The organism is Gelidibacter algens (genome assembly GCF_001678675.1).
GTDB lineage: Bacteria > Bacteroidota > Bacteroidia > Flavobacteriales > Flavobacteriaceae > Gelidibacter > Gelidibacter algens.
The window spans coordinates 1-21,870 of record NZ_LZRN01000035.1 but is presented as its reverse complement, the minus strand read 5'-3'; the positions used below and the strand labels follow the sequence as shown (position 1 = coordinate 21,870).

Sequence of the window (21,870 nt, the reverse complement as noted above, 5' to 3'; positions counted from 1 at the left end):
TTAGTTATTTTTTACAGTTTGAATAAAAATATCGTTGGCGCTAGGAATGACTTCAACAAAATGATGAATTTCTGCTCTCGAGGTCAAGAAGTTCAAAAGATCATTGGAAGAGATCTCTTGTGGCAGTTTGATATTCATTTTTATGTCGTCATTCAAATTTTTGAAAGTTGCCGGGAATACATCAAATTTCTCCTTGATCAATTGGGTGAATTCCTCCGGGTTGGAAGATTGAAATCCCACTTCAAAGGTATTGGTCTTAAATTGACGCTTTATATCTGTTAATTTGCCATCCAAAACTTTGTTGGATTTATGGATGAGCGCAATATGATCGCACATTTCCTCTACAGATTCCATACGGTGTGTAGAAAAAATAACCGTGGCCCCTTCATCTCTTAACTGGAGTATTTCATCTTTAATAAGTGAGGCGTTAATAGGATCAAACCCAGAAAACGGTTCATCAAAAATTAGAAGTTTTGGCCTGTGCAGTACGGTAACAACAAACTGTATTTTTTGGGCCTGTCCCTTACTGAGCTCCTGAATTTTCTTATTCCACCAATCGCCAATATCCAACTTGTCAAACCAATATGTGAGCCGTTCTTTAGCTTCTTGTTTTGACAACCCTTTTAATTGCGCCAAATAGAGCGCCTGCTCTCCCACTTTCATTGATTTGTATAAGCCTCGCTCTTCTGGCAGGTAGCCAATATCCTTAATGTTGTGAGGTTTTAATGGAGATCCATCTAAAATAATTTCTCCAGAATCGGGCATGGTGATCTGGTTAATAATTCTGATAAGCGTTGTTTTACCTGCTCCATTTGGGCCAAGTAGTCCGAAGATGCTGCCTTTGGGAACTTCTATAGAGATGTTGTTTAGTGCTTTAAAATTTCCAAAATTCTTGGAAACAGAATTAGCGACTAATAAGTTGTTCATAAATTAGGATTTGAATGGTTGAGATTAAGATTTGTAAATATATTAAATGTTAGCATTCAGGACTGCTTGTACGCTCTAATTTTTGGATTAAAAGAATGATTCTTTCCGAAAGGGAAAGTGCCCTTAAAAACAAAACCCACCCTTAAAAAATTAAGGATGGGAAAAAATTGCTATGAAAAAGAAAAATTACCACTAATGAATTAGTGATATCCAAATATAGTCATTTTTATCAAATTACCGCTTGGTTATGAAAACATATCTTTCACTTTTTCAAAAAATGATTTATCAGAACTTTCAGGTTTAGGCTGAAAGTGCTCGTCATTCCTCATACTTTCGAAAAAATCTCTTTGTTCTTTATTCAAGGTTTTTGGTGTCCATACATTAATATGCACCAATAAATCACCTTTTCCGTAACCATTGATACTAGGAATTCCTTTGCCTCTCAAACGCAAAATCTTTCCAGACTGGACTCCTGGTTCAATCTTAATTCTCACTTTACCTGTAACCGTATCTATTTCTTGACTATTGCCCAAAATAGCATCTGGCAAACTAACATATAAGTCATAATGTAAATTATCACCTTCACGTTTTAAGGTGGCATGCTCTTCTTCTTGAATGGCCACTAGTAAATCTCCTGACATACCATTTCCTGGTGCTTCATTCCCTTTTCCAGATACCTTTAACTGCATCCCGTCAACAACACCGGCAGGTATTTTTACAGGGACGGTTTCTTCTTGAATTACCAAGCCTTGCGCATCAGCATCGGCTGGTTTTTTATCAATCATCTCACCTGCCCCACCACATGTAGGACATGGTGATGCTGTTTGCATACGGCCTAAAATGGTATTGGTAATTCGTGTAACCTGCCCAGAACCATTACAGCTTGAACATGTTTTATAAGTAGTGCCTGAAGCCTGAACTTTACGCTTAACTTTCAATTTTTTCTCAACGCCATTGGCTATTTCCTCTAAGGTCAAAGTAATTCTAATTCTCAAATTACTGCCCTTAACACGTCTTTGTTGACCGCCAAAACCGCCACCAAAACCAGAAAATCCGCCGCCGCCACCAAAGCCGCCACCAAAAATGTCGCCAAATTGGCTGAAGATGTCATCCATATTCATGCCACCGCCGTTGAAACCGCCACCACCACCTTGGAATGCTTGATGACCAAATTGGTCATAACGAGCTTTCTTTTCAGGATTGCTCAAAACTTCATAAGCCTCTGCAGCTTTTTTGAACATTTCTTCTGCCTCCTTGTCGTCAGGGTTCTTATCGGGATGATATTTTATAGCCTTCTTTCTGTAAGCCTTTTTTATATCAGCCGCCGAAGCGCTTTTATCGATTTTTAGTATGTCGTAATAATCTTCCTTCATTGTATAGTATTTCTAATCAATTCCTAACTAATCACTCGCTTGTTTAAAATCCTGTAATTACCTTAGGGAAACGGATCACTTTATCGCCCAATTTGTACCCTTTTTCAATAACGTCTACAACCTTACCCTTCAAGTCATCAGAAGGTGCGGGGATTTGGGTAATTGCCTCATGCAAATCTGCATTAAAAACGTCACCTTTTGCAGTGCCAACCTCTTCTAAACCTTTGATTTCAAGTGTGTTTTTGAATTTATTCCGAATCAATTCTACACCCTGCAGGAGTTCTTTGTCCTCTGTCTTCGAAATCTCATTAAGCGCTCTATCGAAATCATCCAATACAGGTAAAAGTGACAGGATCACTTCTTGGCCCGCTGTTCTAAATAATTCCATACGCTCCTTAGAGGTACGCTTTTTGTAATTTTCAAAATCTGCAAACAGTCTTAAAAACTTATCTTTTTCTTTGCCCAAGTCTTCTTGCAACTGCTCTTCAACAGTTAACTCTTCAGCTTGGGAAGTCTCATTTACAGTGTCGTCTACGTTTGATTCAACGTCTTCAATCTTATCTTTTTTGCCCATGTTTTTGAACTTCATTTTAAATCTTCAGTTTTCAATTGGCAAAAGTACTGCCATTAATCGCAAAATGTCATAATGTCATAAACTATTTTGAAGCGCTTATTTTTATAAGTACTTAAGAAAATTTTTAAAATCGAAAGCGTAAATAAATTTTAAATTAAAACCTTAATATTCTCACCTTGAGAATATCGCTTTAAAAAAATTAATTCGATGTAGAATGAAGGAAGCATGAAGGAAGCATGAAGGAAATAAGAGCAACTAATTTCAGGATAAATTTACTTGGAAGAAAGCCGTATTTTTCGGCAACAGGCAGAAATAAGAGTTTATAATTTTGATTTCACAGCTGAGTGGCTGAATAATAAGTTTAGCAGGAATCATTATTTTTTAAGGTTGGTGAACGAAGAAGGCTTGGCTGCTTCTTAGAACTGCTAAAAACCATCTCTGTTTGTGGTGCTTTAAAGTTATGCAATTCAGAGTTCAGAAATCAAAAGATCGTTCCCCTTAGTTTTTTTGAAGCAGATCCTCCAATGCAGGCTGGATATTGGAATAGGTGAAATCAAATCCGTTTTCTTCAATTTTTTTAGAGCTGACACGCTGACTTTCGAACAACAACATGTGCATCTCACCCAAAGCCAACTTCATAGCGAACTCGGGTATGTTTGGCAAGAATAACGGTTTATCCAGCGCTTTCGCGACGGCTTTGGTAAGTTCTGTATTGGTAATGGGATTTGGCGCAACGCCATTATAAATGCCTTCCAACTCATTTTGGATGATATGTACGAAAATCTGAGACAGGTCATGCACATGAATCCAGGATTGCCACTGATCTCCAGATCCAAAAGCGGCACCCATTCCTAAGACGGTAGGTTTTACTATTTGTGGAAGTGCTCCTTCTTTGTCGTCCAACACCAACCCAATTCTAACTTTTGAGACCATTAATCCCAATTCTGAAAACTCATCTACCGCACTTTCCCATGCCGAAACAACGTCGCCTAAAAAAGTCGGCGATACTTTGGCACAGGATTCTTCATAATATTTGGTGAAAGAATGAGGGTAGAAACCAATAGCGCTTGCTGAAAGAATATGTTTAATATGATGATTTTTCAATTTTGAGAGCGCCTTTTTTAAACACTGAAGCGAATCAGTCCGGCTTTCAAGAATCACTTTCTTATAGCTTTGGGTCCATCGTTCTGAGATGCTCGCACCCGCCAAATTAATGATGGCATCCACATCTTCAAAACATTTGGCATCTATTGTGCCCTCTTTAGGATTCCAAAAAAATCCCTTATAATTATCTTGGAATTTAATTTTTTCTTTTGAAGTTGTCAAATAATGCACTAAAATCTTTTGCTCATGACATCGCTTTACAATCTCCTTACCTATTAACCCTGTAGCTCCCGTAATTAAAACCTTCATCTATATTTATGCTTTTTATAAAGTTAGCTAATGAACATCGTATTATTTACCTCTTTACATTAGGTTTAACACAATTAACATATCATTGATTTTTGTGTTGATCCAACTGACTGATTTACAGCTTCAACATCATATTTGAGCCATGCCGAATAGTCGCCCATCGCATTTGAGCTACTTCGAATGCTTCGTTGCTCTCAGCATTTGAGCTGCGTCGAATGCTTCGTTGCTCTCAGCATTTGAGCTGCGTCGAATGCTTCGTTGCTCTCAGCATTTCTCTTTTTCCGGGTGGGCCAGGCAGTTTCTCCACACTAAAACCAACCGCTTGCATCGCGCGTCGCACGCTTCCCTTGGCGGCGTAGGTGACCAAAATTCCATTCGCTTTTAAAGACTCGAACATAATTTTGAAGATCGTTTCCGTCCAAAGTTCAGGTTGTACACGCGCACCAAAAGCATCAAAATAGATCAAATCAAACTGGCTTTTATCAGTAATGTCCTTGAATAATTTTTGTTGTTTATGAAGTTTAAAATCTGGGGTCAAACTAATATCAGTTTCCCATGCGCTACTGTGCATTTCCTCAAAAAGCGCTTTTTTATCATGAGCCTGGAGTTCTTCAACATAATTTAATGCCTCCATTTCTTCTAGAGCAATTGGATATGCTTCCACACCCCTGTAATGAATAGCAACATGATGTTTTTCCGCCTCCAACAAGGTCAAAAAACAATTCAGTCCTGTCCCCAAACCGATTTCTAAGATTGCAATAGTTTGTGAAACATCCTTTAAAGTCTCTTTAGAAAACCCATGAGTATCAAAACAAAAAAGCAAACCATGCTTGATATACACGTGGTTTGCTTCTTGTATCGCACCATGAATAGAATGGTATTGTTCATTCCATTCTTCAATTTGGATGGTTTTAGAACCATCTGCCGTGGTAATAATGTGACGTTGCAAGTACTATTCTCCTTTTAACAATACACCATCAGCCTCAAAAGAAAAGGTTTTCTTAGGCTCAGTGATTGCTGCTATGTCTTCAGAAGATTGTCCTGCATCTTCGGCATAATGGCGTTGCTCATCTACAGGTACTTCATTTACAAAAGCTTTTCCGTTAAGCACCACTTCTTTACCGGCAATATCTTTAGGCATAAAAAACCCATAATCCTTAAATTTTACCATCACTTGATTGCCATCTTCAAGGTTGACTTTCATCCAGCAACCTTTTGACTGACATACCTCATCTACTTTACCTATCATTTTAGTAGATATGGTGTCTCCTATTGACATTGATTTATACGCTTCGGCCATATCTGAAGTAGATCTTGCGCCATCAGCCGTGATTTCATCACCTATGGATGTGTAATTGACCACTTCATTTTCCACCTCTTTGACTTCTGTTTTTTTATCCTCAGTTTTACAGGCCAAAACTGATAACATAAGTCCAAAAATAACAAGCAATTTCTTCATAACAGATTGATTTCTAAAAATTTTATAGTCACAAATATAACTTTTTTTTAAAATAAACATTAGGTTTTTTATACTGCAATAAATGACTAAATTTGCAACAACAAAAAAAATAAAATGACTGAACATACCTCACACGAAATCGATGTCGAGAAGTTAGAAACTTCTAAAATAAACGCCGTCAATTTTGATAATTTGACATTTGGTAGAACCTTTACAGACCATATGTTTATATGTGACTTTGAAAACGATGAGTGGCAAACTCCAAGAATAATTCCTTATCAAGCAATGACCATGGAACCCTCTGCACGTGTGTTCCATTACGGGCAGGCTGTTTTTGAAGGAATGAAGGCTTACAAAGACAAAGACGGCAAAGTGTGGCTGTTTAGACCTGAAGATAATTATAACCGTATCAATAAATCGGCTGCCCGTTTGGCAATGCCAGAATTTCCTAAGGATTATTTCTTCAAGGGGCTTACCAAATTGCTACAAATTGATAGTGCGTGGGTAAAACCAGGAAAAGGTAATTCTTTATATATCAGACCTTTTATAATTGCGACAGACCCTGCAATTTCTGCGTCCCCTTCAAGTAATTACAGATTTATGATTATTTGCTCTCCGGCCAAAGCTTATTACACTGATAAAATAAAGGTATTGGTTGCTGAAAAGTATAGTAGATCTGCCAGTGGTGGTGTTGGTTTTGCTAAAGCTGCCGGCAATTACGCTGCGCAATTTTATCCAACCAGTCTCGCTCAAAAAAGAGGTTTCCAACAAGTCATCTGGACGGATGCCGCTACGCATGAAAGATTGGAGGAAGCGGGCACCATGAACGTGTTCTTTAGAATAAACGACACGTTGATCACCGCGCCTATAAGTGATCGTATTCTAGATGGTGTGACACGACGAAGTATCATTCAATTAGCAGAGGATAATGGGATTACAGTAGACGTCAGACCAATAACTGTGGTGGAACTTAAAGAAGCCTCAAGAAATGGTTCTTTAAAAGAAATTTTTGGTGCAGGAACTGCTGCAGTAATCAGTCCGATTTCAGCTTTTGAACACGGAGAAGAACTTTTTGAACTTCCAAACATTGAAAATTCATACGCTGATTCCTTAAAAGACAACATGCTCAACATTCAGCACAATTTAACTGAGGACAAGCACGGTTGGAGATACGGAATATAAAATTCGAATCAAAAATTCCAAATTTAAAATTCCAAATTCCATTAGTCAAACTTTTGGAATTTGGAATTTTTTGTTTGGGGCTTCTTCGTTATGAATTGAGTATGTCCTGAATATTTGGGACAAAGTATTTGGGGCCTTTTAAAACTTTCCCGTCGTCCCGGTAAATAGGCTCTCCATCTTCTCCTAACTTGCTCATATTGCTTTTTTGGATCTCATCAAAAACGGCTTCAATTTTATGTTGTAAGCCATGTTCTATAATGGTACCGCATAAAATGTAGAGCATATCTCCTAAAGCATCAGCCACCTCCACCAGATCATTAGCATTGGCAGCTTCCAAATACTCCTCATTTTCCTCTCTCATTAGCTTATAGCGGAGCAAGTTTTTCTCCATCCCTAAATCAGCTTTTGGCGTTTCTCTATGGCCGATTTTAAATGCGGTGTGAAATGTCTTTACCGCTTCAATCTTTTTCTTCATAATAAAAATTTTTTCTATGATTTAATTGGATCTCACACCCATTATGACCCGCAATTAAGCAATTGTTAAGATCTTCAGAGCAAAAAAAATACATTTTAGGATAACCTTATCTAGTATTAAACTAGGTTTGATTAATTTTAGTCATAAAAATAGTTCTATGTTTACGAATGGTCAATTGATTTTCGGAATTTTATTTGCTGTCGTGTTTGCCATTGTAATAATTTACAGCTATCGTAAAGATTTAAAACTCCACAGAAAATACTACAAAGGAAGCATCTGGGTGCTGATTGCCTTTATTTCTTTTATTTTGATGATAAGCGCCGTGAAGTTTATTTTTATATAATCACTGTTTTAGGTGATGACATTTTATAAAATAACGCCATAGACCTTCATATTTTAGGCATCGCACTGTTTGTTATTAATGTCCTGTTTTTATCTTTGGAAATACTAAAAACACAAAGCAGGATATGTAAAATATCCTGCTTTTGCTATTAGAGATTTTTTAAGACTAATTGTCTACTTTCAAAAAGCTATGTGTTTTACTATAATCCAGCATTTGTCTTGAGAAAGACTCTGGCTGGGTTACTTTTACTTCAGTAATCTCACCATTAGCGTCCATTTCTGGTACCAATACAGGATTTACAAATCCGCTATAAGGTGGATCCGGGAACTGTTCATTTCTTTTCAAAATTTCCTGATGCAATGTTTGATCTACCTTAACCCCATAAGTTTCCACTAAATTTTCAACCGCTTTGAAATCACCTTCTGATTTGATCCGTTGCGTTTCACGTAGCAACTGACCGAACAAGTCATGCAATTTCTCATAATCGTTGATGTTATAATAGGTTTTACCATCACGCGTCATCTTTTCGATAACATTGTCCTTTTGCCCTTTCTCAAAAACCCAAGCACTCACCCACTGTCTATTTCTCATATGGGCTTCTTCAACATCATCACCCACATTCAAACGGATTAACTGTGTCATCAATCCGTTACGGATATAGCCATCATAGGCAGCCATGCCCACTTTTTTCCAATCATCAACCAAGCCCAATTCCTGCAATTTTGGGTTGTACAAGTAATAGAGTCCTACCAAATCAGCACGTCCTTCCTCTAAGGTAGACGCATAATTTTTAAGTGTTTCTTTGGTTTCTCCTACACCCGGATTCAATTGACCCGACGCATGACCAATCACTTCATGTAAAGCAGTGTGCAACTTATCACTTACTTGGCCGTATTCTTCCTCCAATTGCAATTCTTGCTCGTCATTGACAAACTCCTTTAATCGGCCAGTACTTCCTGCATTGTTATAGGCATTGATGATATTACCAAGGGAAACCGATTTGCTTCCTACTTCAGCTCGAATCCAGTTGGCATTTGGCAAATTCACGCCAATTGGCGTGCTAGGGGACGCATCTCCCGCTTCGCCAGCAACATTTACAACCTTGTAAGTAACGCCAACCACGTTTTTCTTTTTGTGTTCCTCAATTAAAGGTGAATTGTCTTCAAACCATTGTGCGTTATCAGACAGTACTTTCATCTTTTGCGACATGTCAAAATCGTTGATTTGAACAATGCTCTCATAAGAACCACTGTACCCTAACGGATCATTATAAACTTCAATAAAGCTGTTGATATAGTCTACATTCCCTGAGGTGGCCGCAGTCCAAGCCACGTTATAATCATCCCAAGTTTGTAAATCTCCTGTTTTGTAGTATTTGATCAACAAGCCTAGCGCGTCACCCTGTGCTTGGTTTTCAGCCACACCTTGAGCCAATTCCAACCATTTTACGATTTCGTCTATCGCAGACCCATAAAGTCCGCCAGATTTATAAACCAGTTCTTTTAACTGGCCATTTTCTTTTATCAATTTAGAATTCAGTCCAAAAGACAATGGTTTTTCTGGGTTAGGCGATTTTTTATTTTTGTAGAATTTCTCCACATCAGCATTGGTCACATCTGGTCCGTAGAAATTAACTGCAGATTGTGCCACATTATCAACCCCTTTGCCCTGATTTACTTTTTTCGAATCTTTGTCGTTAAAAATAACCTCAAAAGCTTCCCCTTCCAATGTCGCATTAGTTTCAGCTAACAAGGTTTTTAAGTAGTCCTCTGAAAAATCTGGCTTTATTTTATCGTTAGAATAGTGATGGTGAATCCCATTACTAAACCACACACGTTTTACATAGGTTTCAAAAGCCTTCCAATCGTCTGAAGATTTATCCCCGTTATGATTCGCATAGATAGTTTCCAATGCGGTTCTGATTTTAAGGTTGTGACGGTAATTTTGATCCCATATAATATCACGACCAGCTAAGCCGGCTTGGGTTAAATAATACACCAGTTTTTGTTCCTTTAATGTCAAGTTTTCCCAGCCTGGAATTTGGTAACGCAGAATTTTAATATCTGCAAATTGCTCCACGTTATAATCAAATTGCGCATTGCTTTCTTTGTTATCACGAGCGTCCGCAACGGCGTCAGGTGTTGTTTTTGATTCGTTCTTGCAGGAAAAAGTTAAGCTCATTGCCAATGCAATTCCGAATATAAGTTTTAAGTTCATCAGTTCAATTTTAAATTAATGTACTACAAATGTAATATTTATTAAGATAGTGTAAAATTGTCTATCTTTGATTAACTCTACAAAACCAAAGCATGAAATTTTTAAAATACCTCCTATTCTTACTGTTAATTGCCTGCATTGGATTGGCTTTTTATATCGCTGTCCAACCCAATTCTTTTAAAATTACAAAAAGCACTACCATAAATGCACCAAAAGCTGTGGTTTTCAACGCCGTAGCTGATACCACTGCCATAGACAGGTCTTCATTTTGGAAAACCTCCGAAACCTTGCAAAAAGGAAGCTCTTACGCTAATGATTCCATCACTCAAACGTTTACCAGCGGACGCATCAATACATCAGACCTCAAATGGACGTTTCAATCCAATCCCGATGGCTCCACCAATGTAACACGCACGCTACAGGCCGATCATTTATCTTTTATGACGAAAGCCAAATTTGCGCTCTTTGGAGATAACCAAGATGAACTTGCAGAACAACTCAAAACCGATCTTCAAAACCTGAACCAGCAGGTTATTGAAAGTATGGCGGTATATGCCATTACGGTAGATGGTGAGACAGATTATGGCGGCGGCTTTTACATGTACAAAACCATGTCTTCTACTGGCGGCAACAAGGGCGCTACCATGACAAAACAATTTGAAGAAATTGCGGCATTTATGAACAGTCATAACATGACTGCTAGCGGGATGCCATTTACTATTTATATCGAAATGAATCCTGATAATGGCGATGTCATTATGAGCAATGCCATTCCTGTAAGTGAACGGGTTCTTGTGGCAGAAGACAGCAACGTGTTAAGTGGCTACATGGAACGCACCAAGGCACTCAAGGTAACTTTAAAAGGCAATGCTAACAATTTAGACGAAGCGTGGGCAACTGCTCGAAAACATTTAGCAGATCAAAATATGGAAGCTTCAGAAATGAGCCCTTTTGAGGTGTATACGAATGATCATGACACGCTTCCCAATCCTGCCGATTGGATTACTGAAATCTATATTCCTATTAAAGAAAACACAGAGGTCTTGTGAAGCAATTACTACTAGTTTTTGTTGGTGGTGGATTTGGTAGTGTCCTTAGGTTTATTATTGGAAAATATCTAAACGACAGTAGCAACGGCATTCCTTATGGTACTTTTGCAGCTAATATTTTAGGAAGTCTTTTGATTGGGATCATCCTTGGATTGGCGGTTAAAAACAACACGCTTTCCGAAAACCAAATCTTGTTTCTTGCCACAGGATTTTGTGGCGGATTTACAACCTTCTCAACCTTTGCTTATGAAAACCACCTCTTTTTAAAATCGGGGGATTTTATGAGTTTCGCTATTTATACCATCGCCAGTTTTGTGGTTGGTTTTTTGGCTGTATTTGGAGGGATGTATTTGGTGAAAAGCTGAGTTGTTCCACAGAGTGTCACAGAGAAGACACGGAGTATCACAGAGATATTTGTTGCATTGACTTTAAAAAAATTTCCCGCAGATGGCGCAGATTTTCGCGGAGTTTCATTCAGAACGAGTAAAAACCTGATGACTGCCTGCCCGTCCGTAGCATTTGCGAAGGCGGGATGACCGATGACTGCCGACTGCCGACTGCCGACTGCCGACTGCCGACTGCCGACTGAAAACTACTTCAAATAAGACCTAACCCCTGCCCTAACCTCAATCCCAACATAATTTTCGCGAGGCACAATCGGGCACGAATATTTCTCGTTGTAGGCACAATACGGATTATAAGCGGTATTGAAATCGATAGTCATCAGGTCGCCTTCAGGGATTTTCAAATCAATATAACGTCCGGCGCCGTAGCTTTCTTCACCATTGGTATCATCTAAAAAAGGCAAAAACAGGTAATCCTCAAAACCTTCTTCGTTCAATAGGTCTTGGTCTTGGTATACATTTAATTGAAAAGATTCATTGTTTATAGTGAAGGTGATTTCACCATATTTCATAAAAACAGCAAGTCTGTCTGTTGTGGTTTTCATTTTGAATGGCTTTTCTTCAGTAGTTCTTTTGAAGGTTGCGGCAACTACATAAGAAGAATCAAATTTAAAAAAGTCCAAGCCTTTAAAATCCTTTCGCTCTTTATCTTTTAAAGGCGATTTTGAGGCATCCTTAAACTCTCCGTTAAGTTTTACCTGAAATTCTGTTTCGCCCTGAAGAGGTTGTTTTCCCTTACCACATCCCCATAAAACAATAAATCCCAGCAACAATACATATAGCGTTTTCATAAAAAATAATTGATTTGTAAAAATACAACTTTAACTAATTTTCCCTAGCTTTGAACAGCAATTAAAAAAACAATCATGTCTAACAATACCGCATCATATAAGCAAATTAGGACCTCTACTGTAACAAGTCCGACCTTTGATATGCAATGATGATGTGAACATACATGTAATCAATATATAAAAGTCCGACGCTAACGTCGGACTTTTTACTTTTGCATGTTGTCAAAATAATTTTTATCGATCACCAACCAACAATGAAACTGTATAACTTCTTTTATTATTCCCTGGGGCAAGCTTACCTCGATACCTTTAGAGGACTCTCTAAAGAGGTGTGGTGGTTGGCATTTATAACCCTCATCAACCGAGCGGGCACCATGGTCATCCCATTTCTGTCTTTATATCTGACTACTAATTTGAATTTCACCTTAGATGATGTGGCGTGGATCATGACTGCCTTTGGCTTTGGCTCTTTGGTAGGCTCATGGATAGGAGGAAAACTTACCGATAAAATAGGCTATTACAAAGTCATGGTCATCAGTTTGGTATTGAGCGGCTTTCTATTTATCGGCATGCAATATTTAGAGACCTTTCAAACCGTATGCTTTGGGGTATTTGTACTTATGGCCGTGGCAGATATGTTCAGACCTGCCATGTTCGTGGCTTTAAATGCGTATAGCAAACCAGAAAACAAAACACGAAGCGTTACACTTATTCGGTTGGCAATTAATCTGGGGTTCTCAATGGGACCAGCGGTTGGCGGACTTATCATTACCACAATGAGCTACGGTGGCTTATTCTGGATAGACGGATTTTCTTGTATGCTTGCAGGGTTACTATTGCTAAAAGTACTGCATCCCAAAAAATCAAAAGCGCTGGATACAGAAGTCAGCGCAAGTCCGCTATCGGCTTATGCAGACAAATCGTTTATTATTTTTCTTCTGGCGATGGTCATCTTTGGGATTATTTTTCTGCAGTTTATTTCAACGATTCCTTATTTTTACAAGGAAGGCATTGGCCTTTCGGAATTTGAAATTGGACTGCTCATGGGCTTGAACGGACTCTTAATATTTATTTTTGAAATGCCGCTCATCAAATGGTTCGAAAACAAATCGTTTACAAAAATTGGGTTGATGATTTTTGGACTCATTTTGACCAGCATTAGTTTTCTCTTTTTGACCATCAATCCTTGGCTTGGCTTTATCATCATCAGCATGTTTTTATTGACATTTGGGGAGATGATTGTGTTTCCGTTTTCAAATTCTTTCGCATTGGATAGAGCAAAACGCGGACTCAAGGGCGAGTACATGGCGCTGTACAGCATTGCATTTTCAATAGCGCATATTTTTGCACATAATTTAGGTTTTCATTTAATAGACGCCTTAGGTTTTCATAACACATGGATCATCATGAGCGTTTCAGGCCTTATTGGCATTGGACTTTTGATCTATCTAAAAAAACAAATGAACCCCGCAAAACATTTACAAGAACATGACAACATCCTATAAAGTATTAATTATTGGCGCAGGACCCATCGGCATTGCCTGTGCGTTAGAATGCAAAAAAAGGAATTGGGACTATGTGGTTCTTGAAAAAGGCGCACTCACCAATTCGCTATTCAATTACCCAAAAAACATGAGCTTCTTTTCAACTTCAGAAAAGCTTGAAATTGATGCCATCCCTTTTATCAGCACAAACCCTAAACCTAATAGAGATGAAGCGCTGGAATACTATAGGCGTGTGGCAACTTCTAACAAGATCAACATTCATTTATACGAAGCAGTCAAGGGTATAAAGAACGTAGACGATCACTTTATAGTCACGTCTTCCAAAACTGAATATCATGTTGATAAAATTATCATCGCTTCAGGTTTTTATGATATTCCAAAATTATTGGATGTGCCTGGTGAAACGTTACCAAAAGTCACCCATTATTATAATGAAGCACATCCGTATGCCATGCAAGATGTGGTGGTGGTTGGTGCCAGCAATTCGGCAGTAGATGCCGCGCTCGAGATTTGGCGCAAGGGCGGCAAGGTGACGATGGTGATTAGAGGTACAGAAATTGGCGACCGGGTCAAATATTGGGTCAAACCGGATATTATCAACAGGATTAAAGAAGGCAGCATCAAAGCCTATTACAATTCTGAAATCAAAAAGGTGACAGAAACAGACATCACCATTGCTACCCCAGACGGCGATATCACCTTTGCCAATAATTTTGTGGTGGCGCTGACTGGCTATCGGCCTAATTTCAAATTTTTAATTGATGCCGGAATCCATTTATCCGATGATAAAGCGCAACTGCCGGAGTATGATCCAGAAACTATGGAAACAAATGTCCATGGATTATATTTGGCCGGCGTTATTTGTGGCGGCATGGAAACCCATAAATGGTTTATTGAAAACTCCAGGGTTCACGCCAAATTGATTGCCGCGCATATTGAAAAATTAGACGCCTAAAAAAGACAAATTATGCAACAATGGGAACAACTGCCTGTATATCAAAAGGCACGAGAAATTATGGATCTTGTGGGCTCCATTATCGATTCTGTGGAAAAAACTGATATTGAAGTGAACGACCCCATTGAAGCCGAAATGATCCAGCACAATCTCAAATATATGGGCATCAACGCCGGGACGATTCCTGCAAAGATAGCAGGCGCCTCGTCTGAAGATATGCTCTACGATATTAAAATGGAAAATGCAGCCATCATCAGGAAAGCAGCAAGAGAGTTGATTACTGATGCGAGAGGCCTACAAATGCACGGTTATCCTGACACGGAATATTTGGATCTCTTACGAACAGAAGTGGACGAATTTAGGGTGTTGTTTGCGGAATGGGTAAAGACCTTTGATTGTTGGAACTATGTGATTGACCGATGGGGACTTTTTAATCCGCCAGGTGTGAATTACGATGACGTCGATCCTGACGATGACATCCCTTTTAATTTTGAAGATTTTGACGGTTTAGACGATCTTTAAATCCTACACCCAACTATTTTATAGGCCGTACTTGATTGTATTTGATCACATGGGATAATACAATTTGTGTTTTAGTCTCCCCATACACAATGAGCTGATCAATAAAGCTTTCCAAGTGCTTTTGGTTTTTAAGGACCACTTCCATTACAATGTTTTCATTGCCGGTTATCCGGTAGCAGTTCAACACCTCATCATAGGTTTTCACTTTTTCCAAAAAGGGTTTCAGCATCCCCATAAACGCTCTTAAAGTGATAATGGCCTTGAGTTGGTAGCCTGCTTCAAAAGGCGACACAAATGCGTGGTAACCTTGGATGATGCCAGCATCTTCCATCTTTTTAATCCGTTCAGAAACCGCGGGAGAACTGATGCCCACCTGTCTGCCAATTTCAGCATTGGATAGGCGTGCATTGTTCTGCAAACACTTCAAAATCTTCCAGTTAAGCGTATCGATACTCATTTTAAAGAAAATTAACTTTATTACCTTAATTCTTAAAGCAAATATACAGTTTTGCTTTAATATCAATTGTAATACGTCTGAATTTGTCTGTAAATTTGTTAAATTGCTTTAAAGAAACATGTTGTACCCCATCCCATCGCACCTATCCGATTTGCCTATCTATAAAAAGGCTCTGGATATTATTATACTATCTCGAAGCATTTCTACGTATTTAAATCAGGATTTAGCATACTTAAAACCAGATGGTTCAGAAGATGATCACATTTATTTTTCTGGAGATATCGTGCAACAGTCAACCTCATTGGCTCCTGAAATTGTCAATGCAGAACTGGAACGTCATTCCGACAAAAAATACAAACACATCGCTTCATTGGAACGTTTGACCGCACTGCTTTATAAAAATTGCAAACGTTTGGAAAAAAGCCATAGCAACGGAAGAGATTACCTGCCGGTGTTGCGGAGTGAACTGAAAAAGTTTAGACGGTTGCAGCACACTTGGATGATGAGCTTGTAGATTTGTTCAAATTCCAAAAAACTAAAATTCGAAATTCCAAATTCCAATCCTTGGTTATCAAGAACCTGCATTAATTATACTCAACCGCAATGGTCTAAAGTGCTAAAGGCCTTAAAACAGACTGAAAACCTTTACATTCGTGTAATTCTTTATGAGTACTTGCAGTAGTATTATCAGGTCACGACTAAATCCGTGAAATCCTGCCTGCAGGTCCGTGAAATCTCCTTCCCACCAGCAGTCCGTGAAAATCCGTGAAATCCGTGTCAAAATTTTCAGAAACGAGACACACTAAAAACTGCGTCTTAAATCAATATGACACCAACCTACCCCTTAATGACAAATTTTACACTGTTCCCGTTCTTTCAACTCGCCCACCAAATACCCGCTGTCATTGATCTTAAAGTCACAACAATCCACAAAACCTTGTGCAATCAATTTTCTGCCCCGTTGAATTTGAGATTTTACGGTAGCCAACGGCACCTGTAACTGCTCCGAAATTTGGGCTTGCTTTAAACCTTGAATATCCGCTAAAATCAGCGGCGTTCTATATTTTTTTGGTAAGCTTTTAATGATGCCGTGCAAACAATCTTCCCTGGTGTGTTCTGTAGGAATGGGTTCAGAAGCAAGAGTGTCTTCGGTAACGGGATTCTTTAAATCCTGGTTTCTAAAATAATCCATCACGGTATGCCGGGCAATGGAAAACACCCACGATTTTAATTTAGCAGCATCTTTTAAAGTCTCCAGTTTGATATGGATTTTAATAAAGGTGTCCTGCAGCACATCATCAGTAACCGCGGCATCTTTAATTTTGCTAAAAATAAAGTGCTTCACGTCTTCTGCATAGGCATCCCAAACTAGTTTTGTTTTCATAACCCCAAATTAAAAAGAGTCCACTTTAGTCTAAAATTACTAAAACGGACTCTTATGATTCATATTTTAAACTAAGCTTAACAGTTGCAGCCTTTGCAGCTACAGTTTTGACAAGTACATGCCGCACAATTTCCTGTTTGGCAACTGTCACAATTACAAACGCATTCTGTATTTTTCATGGTGTCTATATTTAAAGTTCATCTAATAGACGTGAGAAGGTTTAAAAAGATGCATTTGTGATGACCTATTTTTTTGATGGTACAATCAATCCAAATCTTTCCAATCCACAATGAGGCTTTCTGCCATGTGATATTTTTCAGATTTAATCGTGTTAAGTAACCAGTCAAAATAATTTTGAGATCTTCTTTTAAAAGTGTAGTGTAGTGTTGTTTCCATAAGTGCTTCATTTTTAGTTAATACTAATTACTGGTAAATAGCAACCCTACAAAATTAGCTCAGGAAACGGATAGCCACACAATTTGTGAAGACAAATTAGTTGATTTGCATTTTTAACTCGCTAGAATGCATTGGTTTACAAAAATTAACGACCAAAAGCACGGGGATGATATTTGAAAACTAATGTCTCTGAGATCTAGAAGGTTGAAGGAATATTACCCTACAGTTCGAGATTGCGAGGCACGAAGCAATCCCACACAATCGTTAATGCAAGACACGAAGCAATCCCACACAACCGTCATTGCGAGGCACGAAGCAATCCCACGCAAACGTCATTGCGAGGCACGAAGCAATCCACCACAAACGTCATTGCGAGGCACGAAGCAATCCCATAAATTGAGCAAGAACTCATCAGAAAATTTTTACAATTACGTAGTTCTACGTATATGATATATCCTTTATTTTCACGTAATTGCTAGAGCAACACACCTACTCAATTAAATCATCCCTATGAAACTAGAAAAGATTCTTGACAAACTCGGCTCACTAGAAAAAAACTCCTTTATAAAAATCATAGACCATATAATCTCCAAAAACCCAAAAAACGCCAAGGAAATTGAAAAGATATTAAGCTCAACAGACAAAGGGCTTAAATCCGTTGACAGTCTGAATATCTCAAATATCTTTAGCTTGGTTTCACAAGAATTTACCGATCATTTAAAATGTGAATTCCAAGAAGCCAATTCCCAATTGGATATCCTAATAGACATCATCATTCGAGACGGAAATTGCCTGATGAAACAAGATTGGTTTTCTAGATTATACGATACAGAAGTCAAGAATCTAAAAGGGAAAATCAAAACCCTTACTACAGAATTAGAAAGTGATAAATCAGAATTAAGCGAATCAAGAAAACGAGACTATCGCATCTACAAAGCATGTCTTTCTACTGCCTATACAAATGACATTTCAAATAATCGTGACGCCAAAATTACGGCCGATGAACTTTCAATTATCCTGACCCTATCAAAACAATTAGGACTGTCCCAAGAAGATATTAAGTTGATTAACTATTCTATTTTACCTATCAAGAAAGAACAAATTCAAGACGTCATCAATAACTTAAAAAATATAGGTGTTGTGTTCTATTCTAAAAAGGAAAACATGATATATGTGGCTGATGAAATGGTAAGGCTCTTAAGAAAGGTTAGACAAAAAGAAGTTGCCGAAAAGTTCTACCGACGCACCTTAAAATTATTGCGAGAGCCAATCATCAACCAAATCGCCAAAGAGCATAATATCGATAGAAAACTAAGCGCTACACAAAAGATAGAAGAAATCATTAAGCAAGGTATTTCCTTTACTGATTTGCTCACTTATGATATCTATAAAGAAGGCACAAATCTTACCGATAAGAAAAAGCAGCTCAATGAGTTTTGTGAGAAAGGCTTGAATATCCAAAACCTAAAAGGAAGCACGCTCGAAGATAAAATCAAAAGCTTAATAGACCATTTCGACACCGTCGAAAAAGATGAAAAAGTAGGCATTTCCATTGATGGCTTTGATAAAATGCTCACCGAACTCAACACATCACTTCCTAAACTAAACAAAGAACTCAAAGAACAATTTGAGTTACAGGATGAGTATGTACTCAATGCAGATTATCTATTGGACTACAACATAAAACCAAGAGATATTTTAGATTTAATTACGAAACCAGACCTCTCAAAATTCATAAAAGAGAACGGCATCAAACAGCGAGGCGATGACATTTTAAACATTTTAGACCACTATAAGGATGTTGAAAACCTATATCTCGAAAACTACGCAAACGTCGGCTACCGCAACCTCAACTTATTAAAAGAAAACGGAATCTCTGTTAAGGAGAGCGAGCTGGGTTTGAAATTCGAAGAACTCACAAAAATTATCTTTAAAGGGTTGGGCTTTAACGTTGATGACAAATTCAAAAACCAACTCAACACCAGCAAGGATATGATAGATATTCTGTTGAATTTGGGCAATAATGAAGTCATCATCGTGGAGTGCAAAACAAGTAAAGAAAGAGGTTACAACAAGTTCAGCACAGTATCCAGACAATTAAAATCATATCAAAATCTAGCACTCAAAAACAATTTAAGAATCGTAAAAATCCTGCTGGTCTCACCAGAGTTCAGCGATGATTTCGTGACCGATTGCGAGATGGACACCGAAATGAATTTATCACTTTTAACGGCTACTACATTAGCCAAAATATTCGACGCATTTAAAACTTCTAAATATCAAGAATTTCCTCATGTGTTATTTAGGGATATTGTGATTAATGAGGAACGGATAATTAAGGCTTTGACTAAGTGAAATTTAAACTTGCGAAACTCATCTGTAAAATTAATAATTACATCATTATATGAACCTTAGAAAAATTTTAGAGAAAGGTTACTTTCCTAAAGAACTTCCACCTCCATTCCAAACAAAAATTTTCGCTGAAAAATATAGGTTTGTAAAAGCCAAATGGGATAAAAAAATAACTCAAGAAAAACTACTACTGCCTTCAGAAAATAGAGCAAGAGCAAATCAAAGATTTAAAGAAAATTACGGAAAATACAATAGCTCTCAACTTGGGGTTTATAATTTGGCTAAAGGAATTTATTCCAGAAGAAAATTGGGAATACCCAACCCAAAACAATTTGCCGATTTATCTAATGCCATAATTGAAAATTGGAGCTTGATACGCAGTAGTTATAAATTAAGTAATTATTCTGAAAGCACACCTATTGAATCCCGTGCTAAAAGAGCAGTTCGGACAAAAAGTACATCGTGGAACAATTTCAAATTTCAACTAATAGAAAAATCCTTCGATAAAAAAATAGAATTGATATTAGATATTTCTCAATTTTATCCTACAATATATACTCATTCAATTCCATGGGCTTTATTAGGTAAAGAAAAAGCCAAAAATCTTTATAAAATTGCAAGTTCAGATAAAGCTAAATGGGAAAGACTTTTAATGTCAAATACAGATGCTAAATCTTATCGCTCTGCGGACTACATAGATACTTTAGTTCGAAATTGCAATGATAGACAAAGCATTGGATTGTGTATTGGACCAGACACATCTTTAATTTTAGCGGAAGTAATTGCAAATCGTATTGACTTTGAAATTAATAAACGACTTACATCTATACAACATACTGGAACAAGATATTACGATGATTTTTATTTTTATTTTGATAATAGGAATGAAGCAGAGAATGCACTTAAAATAATACAGCAAGTTCTTTACGAATTCCAATTAGAAACTAATGAGAATAAAGTCAGCATTAATGAACTACCATTCAACTATATAGAAACCTGGTCTGAAAATTTTGACAGATTTAATTTTAATTTAGTCGACAAATATGAATTAAGAAATTTTTTTTCAATATTACATTCATCCATCCAGGCTAATAAGAAAAATTCATCTTGGGTCATCCATTATGCACTCAAAAAGTTTAAGTTGGGTGAGATTATTGTAGATGAGGAGAATTGGGATATCTTTCTTTCCTTCATACTCCAAACATTGATTATTGACTCAAGCACAATTGATTTAATTTTTGAGATAATTTATATATACAAGATTTATCTTGATAATAAGTCAAAACAGAAAATAAAGCACGTATTAACAACAATTATCGATGAACATTTAATACTAAATCATTCGTTTGAAGTTTCTTGGTCAATTTGGACTTTTATTACATTCCGAATTGAGTGTTCCAAAAAAAATAGTAGAATCAATATTGGCAAGTAAAGATTCTATATCTAAACTATTGTGCTTGCATTTAATTGATGAAACACTTTATGAAGGTAGAAAACCAAGCACAAATTCTCTCAAAGCTCATATCGAAAATTCCAGTTCATTTAGCGAAAACTGGCTTTTAATTTATGAGTCAATTGCAAAAGAGTGGATAGAATTCGATGATATCCATGAAACTTTAGATAATGAATATTTCAGTATGATGCTGGATTATGACATATCGTTTTATGACGTAGACAAACAGATTAGACCAAAAGTTTCTATGGAATTCGATTGGCTTGATGGTTATAAAATGACTAAAGTGGAATATGATGAAGGAGAAGAAGAATGGTATTAATAAAAATAATTAAATGAAGATTAATCCAAAAGTTTATAAAATAAACAAAGCTCATAGATTATTAAGTAAGTATCCGAAATCTGAAAGATATATGCAAAGCAATTATTTAGAACCTCGAAACTTAAATTCAATCCTAAATTTGAATTAAAAGACAGTGACTATAGAATCTATATTGAAGATGAAGTTGAAAGAGACGGAGGCATATGGAGCTTATTATATTCATTTAAAACACCAGAAATTGAATCTGAATGGAGTGAATTCTTTCCTGCAAATTTTATTGAGGGAATAGATTTTATACAACAAAAAGTATCTGTTAT

General features: G+C 37.3%; 23 protein-coding genes. 11 read left to right on the top strand and 12 right to left on the bottom strand.

All coding sequences use genetic code 11. From position 1 onward, the window contains the following. From A9996_RS14575 to A9996_RS14550, 6 genes are all read right to left on the bottom strand, one after another. The gene (locus A9996_RS14575; RefSeq protein ID WP_066436614.1) at positions 1–927 is read right to left on the bottom strand and encodes an ABC transporter ATP-binding protein; all 927 of its coding nucleotides are present in this window, start codon (positions 925–927) and stop codon (positions 1–3) included. Positions 928–1,172: 245 nt separating this feature from the next. Continuing rightward, a complete protein-coding gene (dnaJ, locus tag A9996_RS14570; protein WP_066436611.1) occupies positions 1,173–2,300 on the bottom strand; it encodes a molecular chaperone DnaJ in 1,128 nt (375 codons plus the stop codon). A 43-nt stretch (positions 2,301–2,343) separates the two neighbouring features. Beyond that, positions 2,344–2,889: a nucleotide exchange factor GrpE gene (locus A9996_RS14565; RefSeq protein WP_394337374.1), complete on the bottom strand. Its 546-nt coding sequence runs from the start codon at positions 2,887–2,889 to the stop codon at positions 2,344–2,346. A 483-nt stretch (positions 2,890–3,372) separates the two neighbouring features. Beyond that, positions 3,373–4,287, bottom strand: coding sequence for a TIGR01777 family oxidoreductase (locus tag A9996_RS14560; RefSeq protein ID WP_066436609.1), 915 nt, complete (start codon positions 4,285–4,287; stop codon positions 3,373–3,375). Positions 4,288–4,516: 229 nt separating this feature from the next. Further along, positions 4,517–5,236 (bottom strand): tRNA (5-methylaminomethyl-2-thiouridine)(34)-methyltransferase MnmC2, encoded by a 720-nt coding sequence (gene mnmC2 / locus A9996_RS14555; protein ID WP_066436607.1) that lies wholly within the window; start codon positions 5,234–5,236, stop codon positions 4,517–4,519. 3 nt (positions 5,237–5,239) lie between these two features. Further along, positions 5,240–5,746, bottom strand: a complete 507-nt coding sequence (locus tag A9996_RS14550; protein WP_066436667.1) for a DUF4920 domain-containing protein — start codon at positions 5,744–5,746, stop codon at positions 5,240–5,242. A gap of 114 nt (positions 5,747–5,860) precedes the next feature. Here A9996_RS14550 and A9996_RS14545 point away from each other — a divergent pair, with 114 nt between their 5' ends. Beyond that, entirely contained in the window at positions 5,861–6,928 is a 1,068-nt protein-coding gene (locus A9996_RS14545; RefSeq protein WP_066436599.1) for a branched-chain amino acid aminotransferase, read from the top strand. Between the two features lie 88 nt (positions 6,929–7,016). Here the strand turns inward: A9996_RS14545 and A9996_RS14540 are convergent, their stop codons facing one another. Further along, entirely contained in the window at positions 7,017–7,403 is a 387-nt protein-coding gene (locus A9996_RS14540) for a pyrophosphohydrolase domain-containing protein (RefSeq protein ID WP_066436597.1), read from the bottom strand. A 157-nt stretch (positions 7,404–7,560) separates the two neighbouring features. Between A9996_RS14540 and A9996_RS14535 the strand changes: the two genes are divergently transcribed. Continuing rightward, positions 7,561–7,746 (top strand): hypothetical protein, encoded by a 186-nt coding sequence (locus A9996_RS14535; RefSeq protein ID WP_066436594.1) that lies wholly within the window; start codon positions 7,561–7,563, stop codon positions 7,744–7,746. Between the two features lie 165 nt (positions 7,747–7,911). On the opposite strand, the gene A9996_RS14530 is transcribed toward A9996_RS14535, so the two are convergent. Continuing rightward, a complete protein-coding gene (locus A9996_RS14530; protein ID WP_066436589.1) occupies positions 7,912–9,963 on the bottom strand; it encodes a dipeptidyl-peptidase 3 family protein in 2,052 nt (683 codons plus the stop codon). Between the two features lie 92 nt (positions 9,964–10,055). Here A9996_RS14530 and A9996_RS14525 point away from each other — a divergent pair, with 92 nt between their 5' ends. Further along, positions 10,056–11,012 carry a GyrI-like domain-containing protein gene (locus A9996_RS14525; RefSeq protein WP_066436587.1) on the top strand — a complete coding sequence of 319 codons (957 nt, stop codon included), beginning with the start codon at positions 10,056–10,058 and terminating at the stop codon, positions 11,010–11,012. After that, complete coding sequence (gene crcB / locus A9996_RS14520; RefSeq protein WP_066436584.1) at positions 11,009–11,377, top strand: fluoride efflux transporter CrcB; 369 nt, start codon at positions 11,009–11,011, stop codon at positions 11,375–11,377. The genes A9996_RS14525 and crcB overlap by 4 nt, the downstream gene beginning before the upstream one ends. Positions 11,378–11,604: 227 nt before the next feature. Here the strand turns inward: crcB and A9996_RS14515 are convergent, their stop codons facing one another. Then, positions 11,605–12,207 carry a DUF1684 domain-containing protein gene (locus A9996_RS14515; protein ID WP_066436582.1) on the bottom strand — a complete coding sequence of 201 codons (603 nt, stop codon included), beginning with the start codon at positions 12,205–12,207 and terminating at the stop codon, positions 11,605–11,607. 254 nt (positions 12,208–12,461) lie between these two features. Between A9996_RS14515 and A9996_RS14510 the strand changes: the two genes are divergently transcribed. From A9996_RS14510 to A9996_RS14500, 3 genes are read left to right on the top strand one after another with little or no spacing between them, the layout of a single operon-like run. Beyond that, positions 12,462–13,712 (top strand): MFS transporter, encoded by a 1,251-nt coding sequence (locus A9996_RS14510; protein ID WP_066436579.1) that lies wholly within the window; start codon positions 12,462–12,464, stop codon positions 13,710–13,712. Beyond that, positions 13,696–14,667: a YpdA family putative bacillithiol disulfide reductase gene (locus A9996_RS14505; protein ID WP_066436574.1), complete on the top strand. Its 972-nt coding sequence runs from the start codon at positions 13,696–13,698 to the stop codon at positions 14,665–14,667. Before A9996_RS14510 ends, A9996_RS14505 begins: the two co-directional genes overlap by 17 nt. Before the next feature lie 12 nt (positions 14,668–14,679). Continuing rightward, positions 14,680–15,189 (top strand): hypothetical protein, encoded by a 510-nt coding sequence (locus A9996_RS14500; RefSeq protein WP_066436573.1) that lies wholly within the window; start codon positions 14,680–14,682, stop codon positions 15,187–15,189. 13 nt (positions 15,190–15,202) lie between these two features. On the opposite strand, the gene A9996_RS14495 is transcribed toward A9996_RS14500, so the two are convergent. Next, entirely contained in the window at positions 15,203–15,646 is a 444-nt protein-coding gene (locus A9996_RS14495) for an Lrp/AsnC family transcriptional regulator (RefSeq protein WP_066436570.1), read from the bottom strand. 118 nt (positions 15,647–15,764) lie between these two features. Between A9996_RS14495 and A9996_RS14490 the strand changes: the two genes are divergently transcribed. After that, positions 15,765–16,160, top strand: a complete 396-nt coding sequence (locus tag A9996_RS14490) for a hypothetical protein (protein WP_066436568.1) — start codon at positions 15,765–15,767, stop codon at positions 16,158–16,160. A 330-nt stretch (positions 16,161–16,490) separates the two neighbouring features. Here the strand turns inward: A9996_RS14490 and A9996_RS14485 are convergent, their stop codons facing one another. Beyond that, complete coding sequence (locus A9996_RS14485) at positions 16,491–17,030, bottom strand: sigma-70 family RNA polymerase sigma factor (RefSeq protein WP_066436563.1); 540 nt, start codon at positions 17,028–17,030, stop codon at positions 16,491–16,493. Between the two features lie 264 nt (positions 17,031–17,294). Further along, positions 17,295–17,426, bottom strand: coding sequence for a hypothetical protein (locus A9996_RS20865; RefSeq protein WP_262510714.1), 132 nt, complete (start codon positions 17,424–17,426; stop codon positions 17,295–17,297). Positions 17,427–17,936: 510 nt separating this feature from the next. Here A9996_RS20865 and A9996_RS14480 point away from each other — a divergent pair. Genes A9996_RS14480 through A9996_RS14470 form a run of 3 tightly spaced genes read left to right on the top strand, consistent with a single transcriptional unit; the run spans position 17,937 to position 21,553 of the window. Continuing rightward, a complete protein-coding gene (locus A9996_RS14480) occupies positions 17,937–19,781 on the top strand; it encodes a hypothetical protein (protein ID WP_066436560.1) in 1,845 nt (614 codons plus the stop codon). 49 nt (positions 19,782–19,830) lie between these two features. Beyond that, positions 19,831–21,210, top strand: a complete 1,380-nt coding sequence (locus A9996_RS14475; protein WP_066436557.1) for an RNA-directed DNA polymerase — start codon at positions 19,831–19,833, stop codon at positions 21,208–21,210. Further along, a complete protein-coding gene (locus A9996_RS14470; protein ID WP_157487225.1) occupies positions 21,200–21,553 on the top strand; it encodes a hypothetical protein in 354 nt (117 codons plus the stop codon). The genes A9996_RS14475 and A9996_RS14470 overlap by 11 nt, the downstream gene beginning before the upstream one ends. Positions 21,554–21,870: the final 317 nt, after the last annotated feature.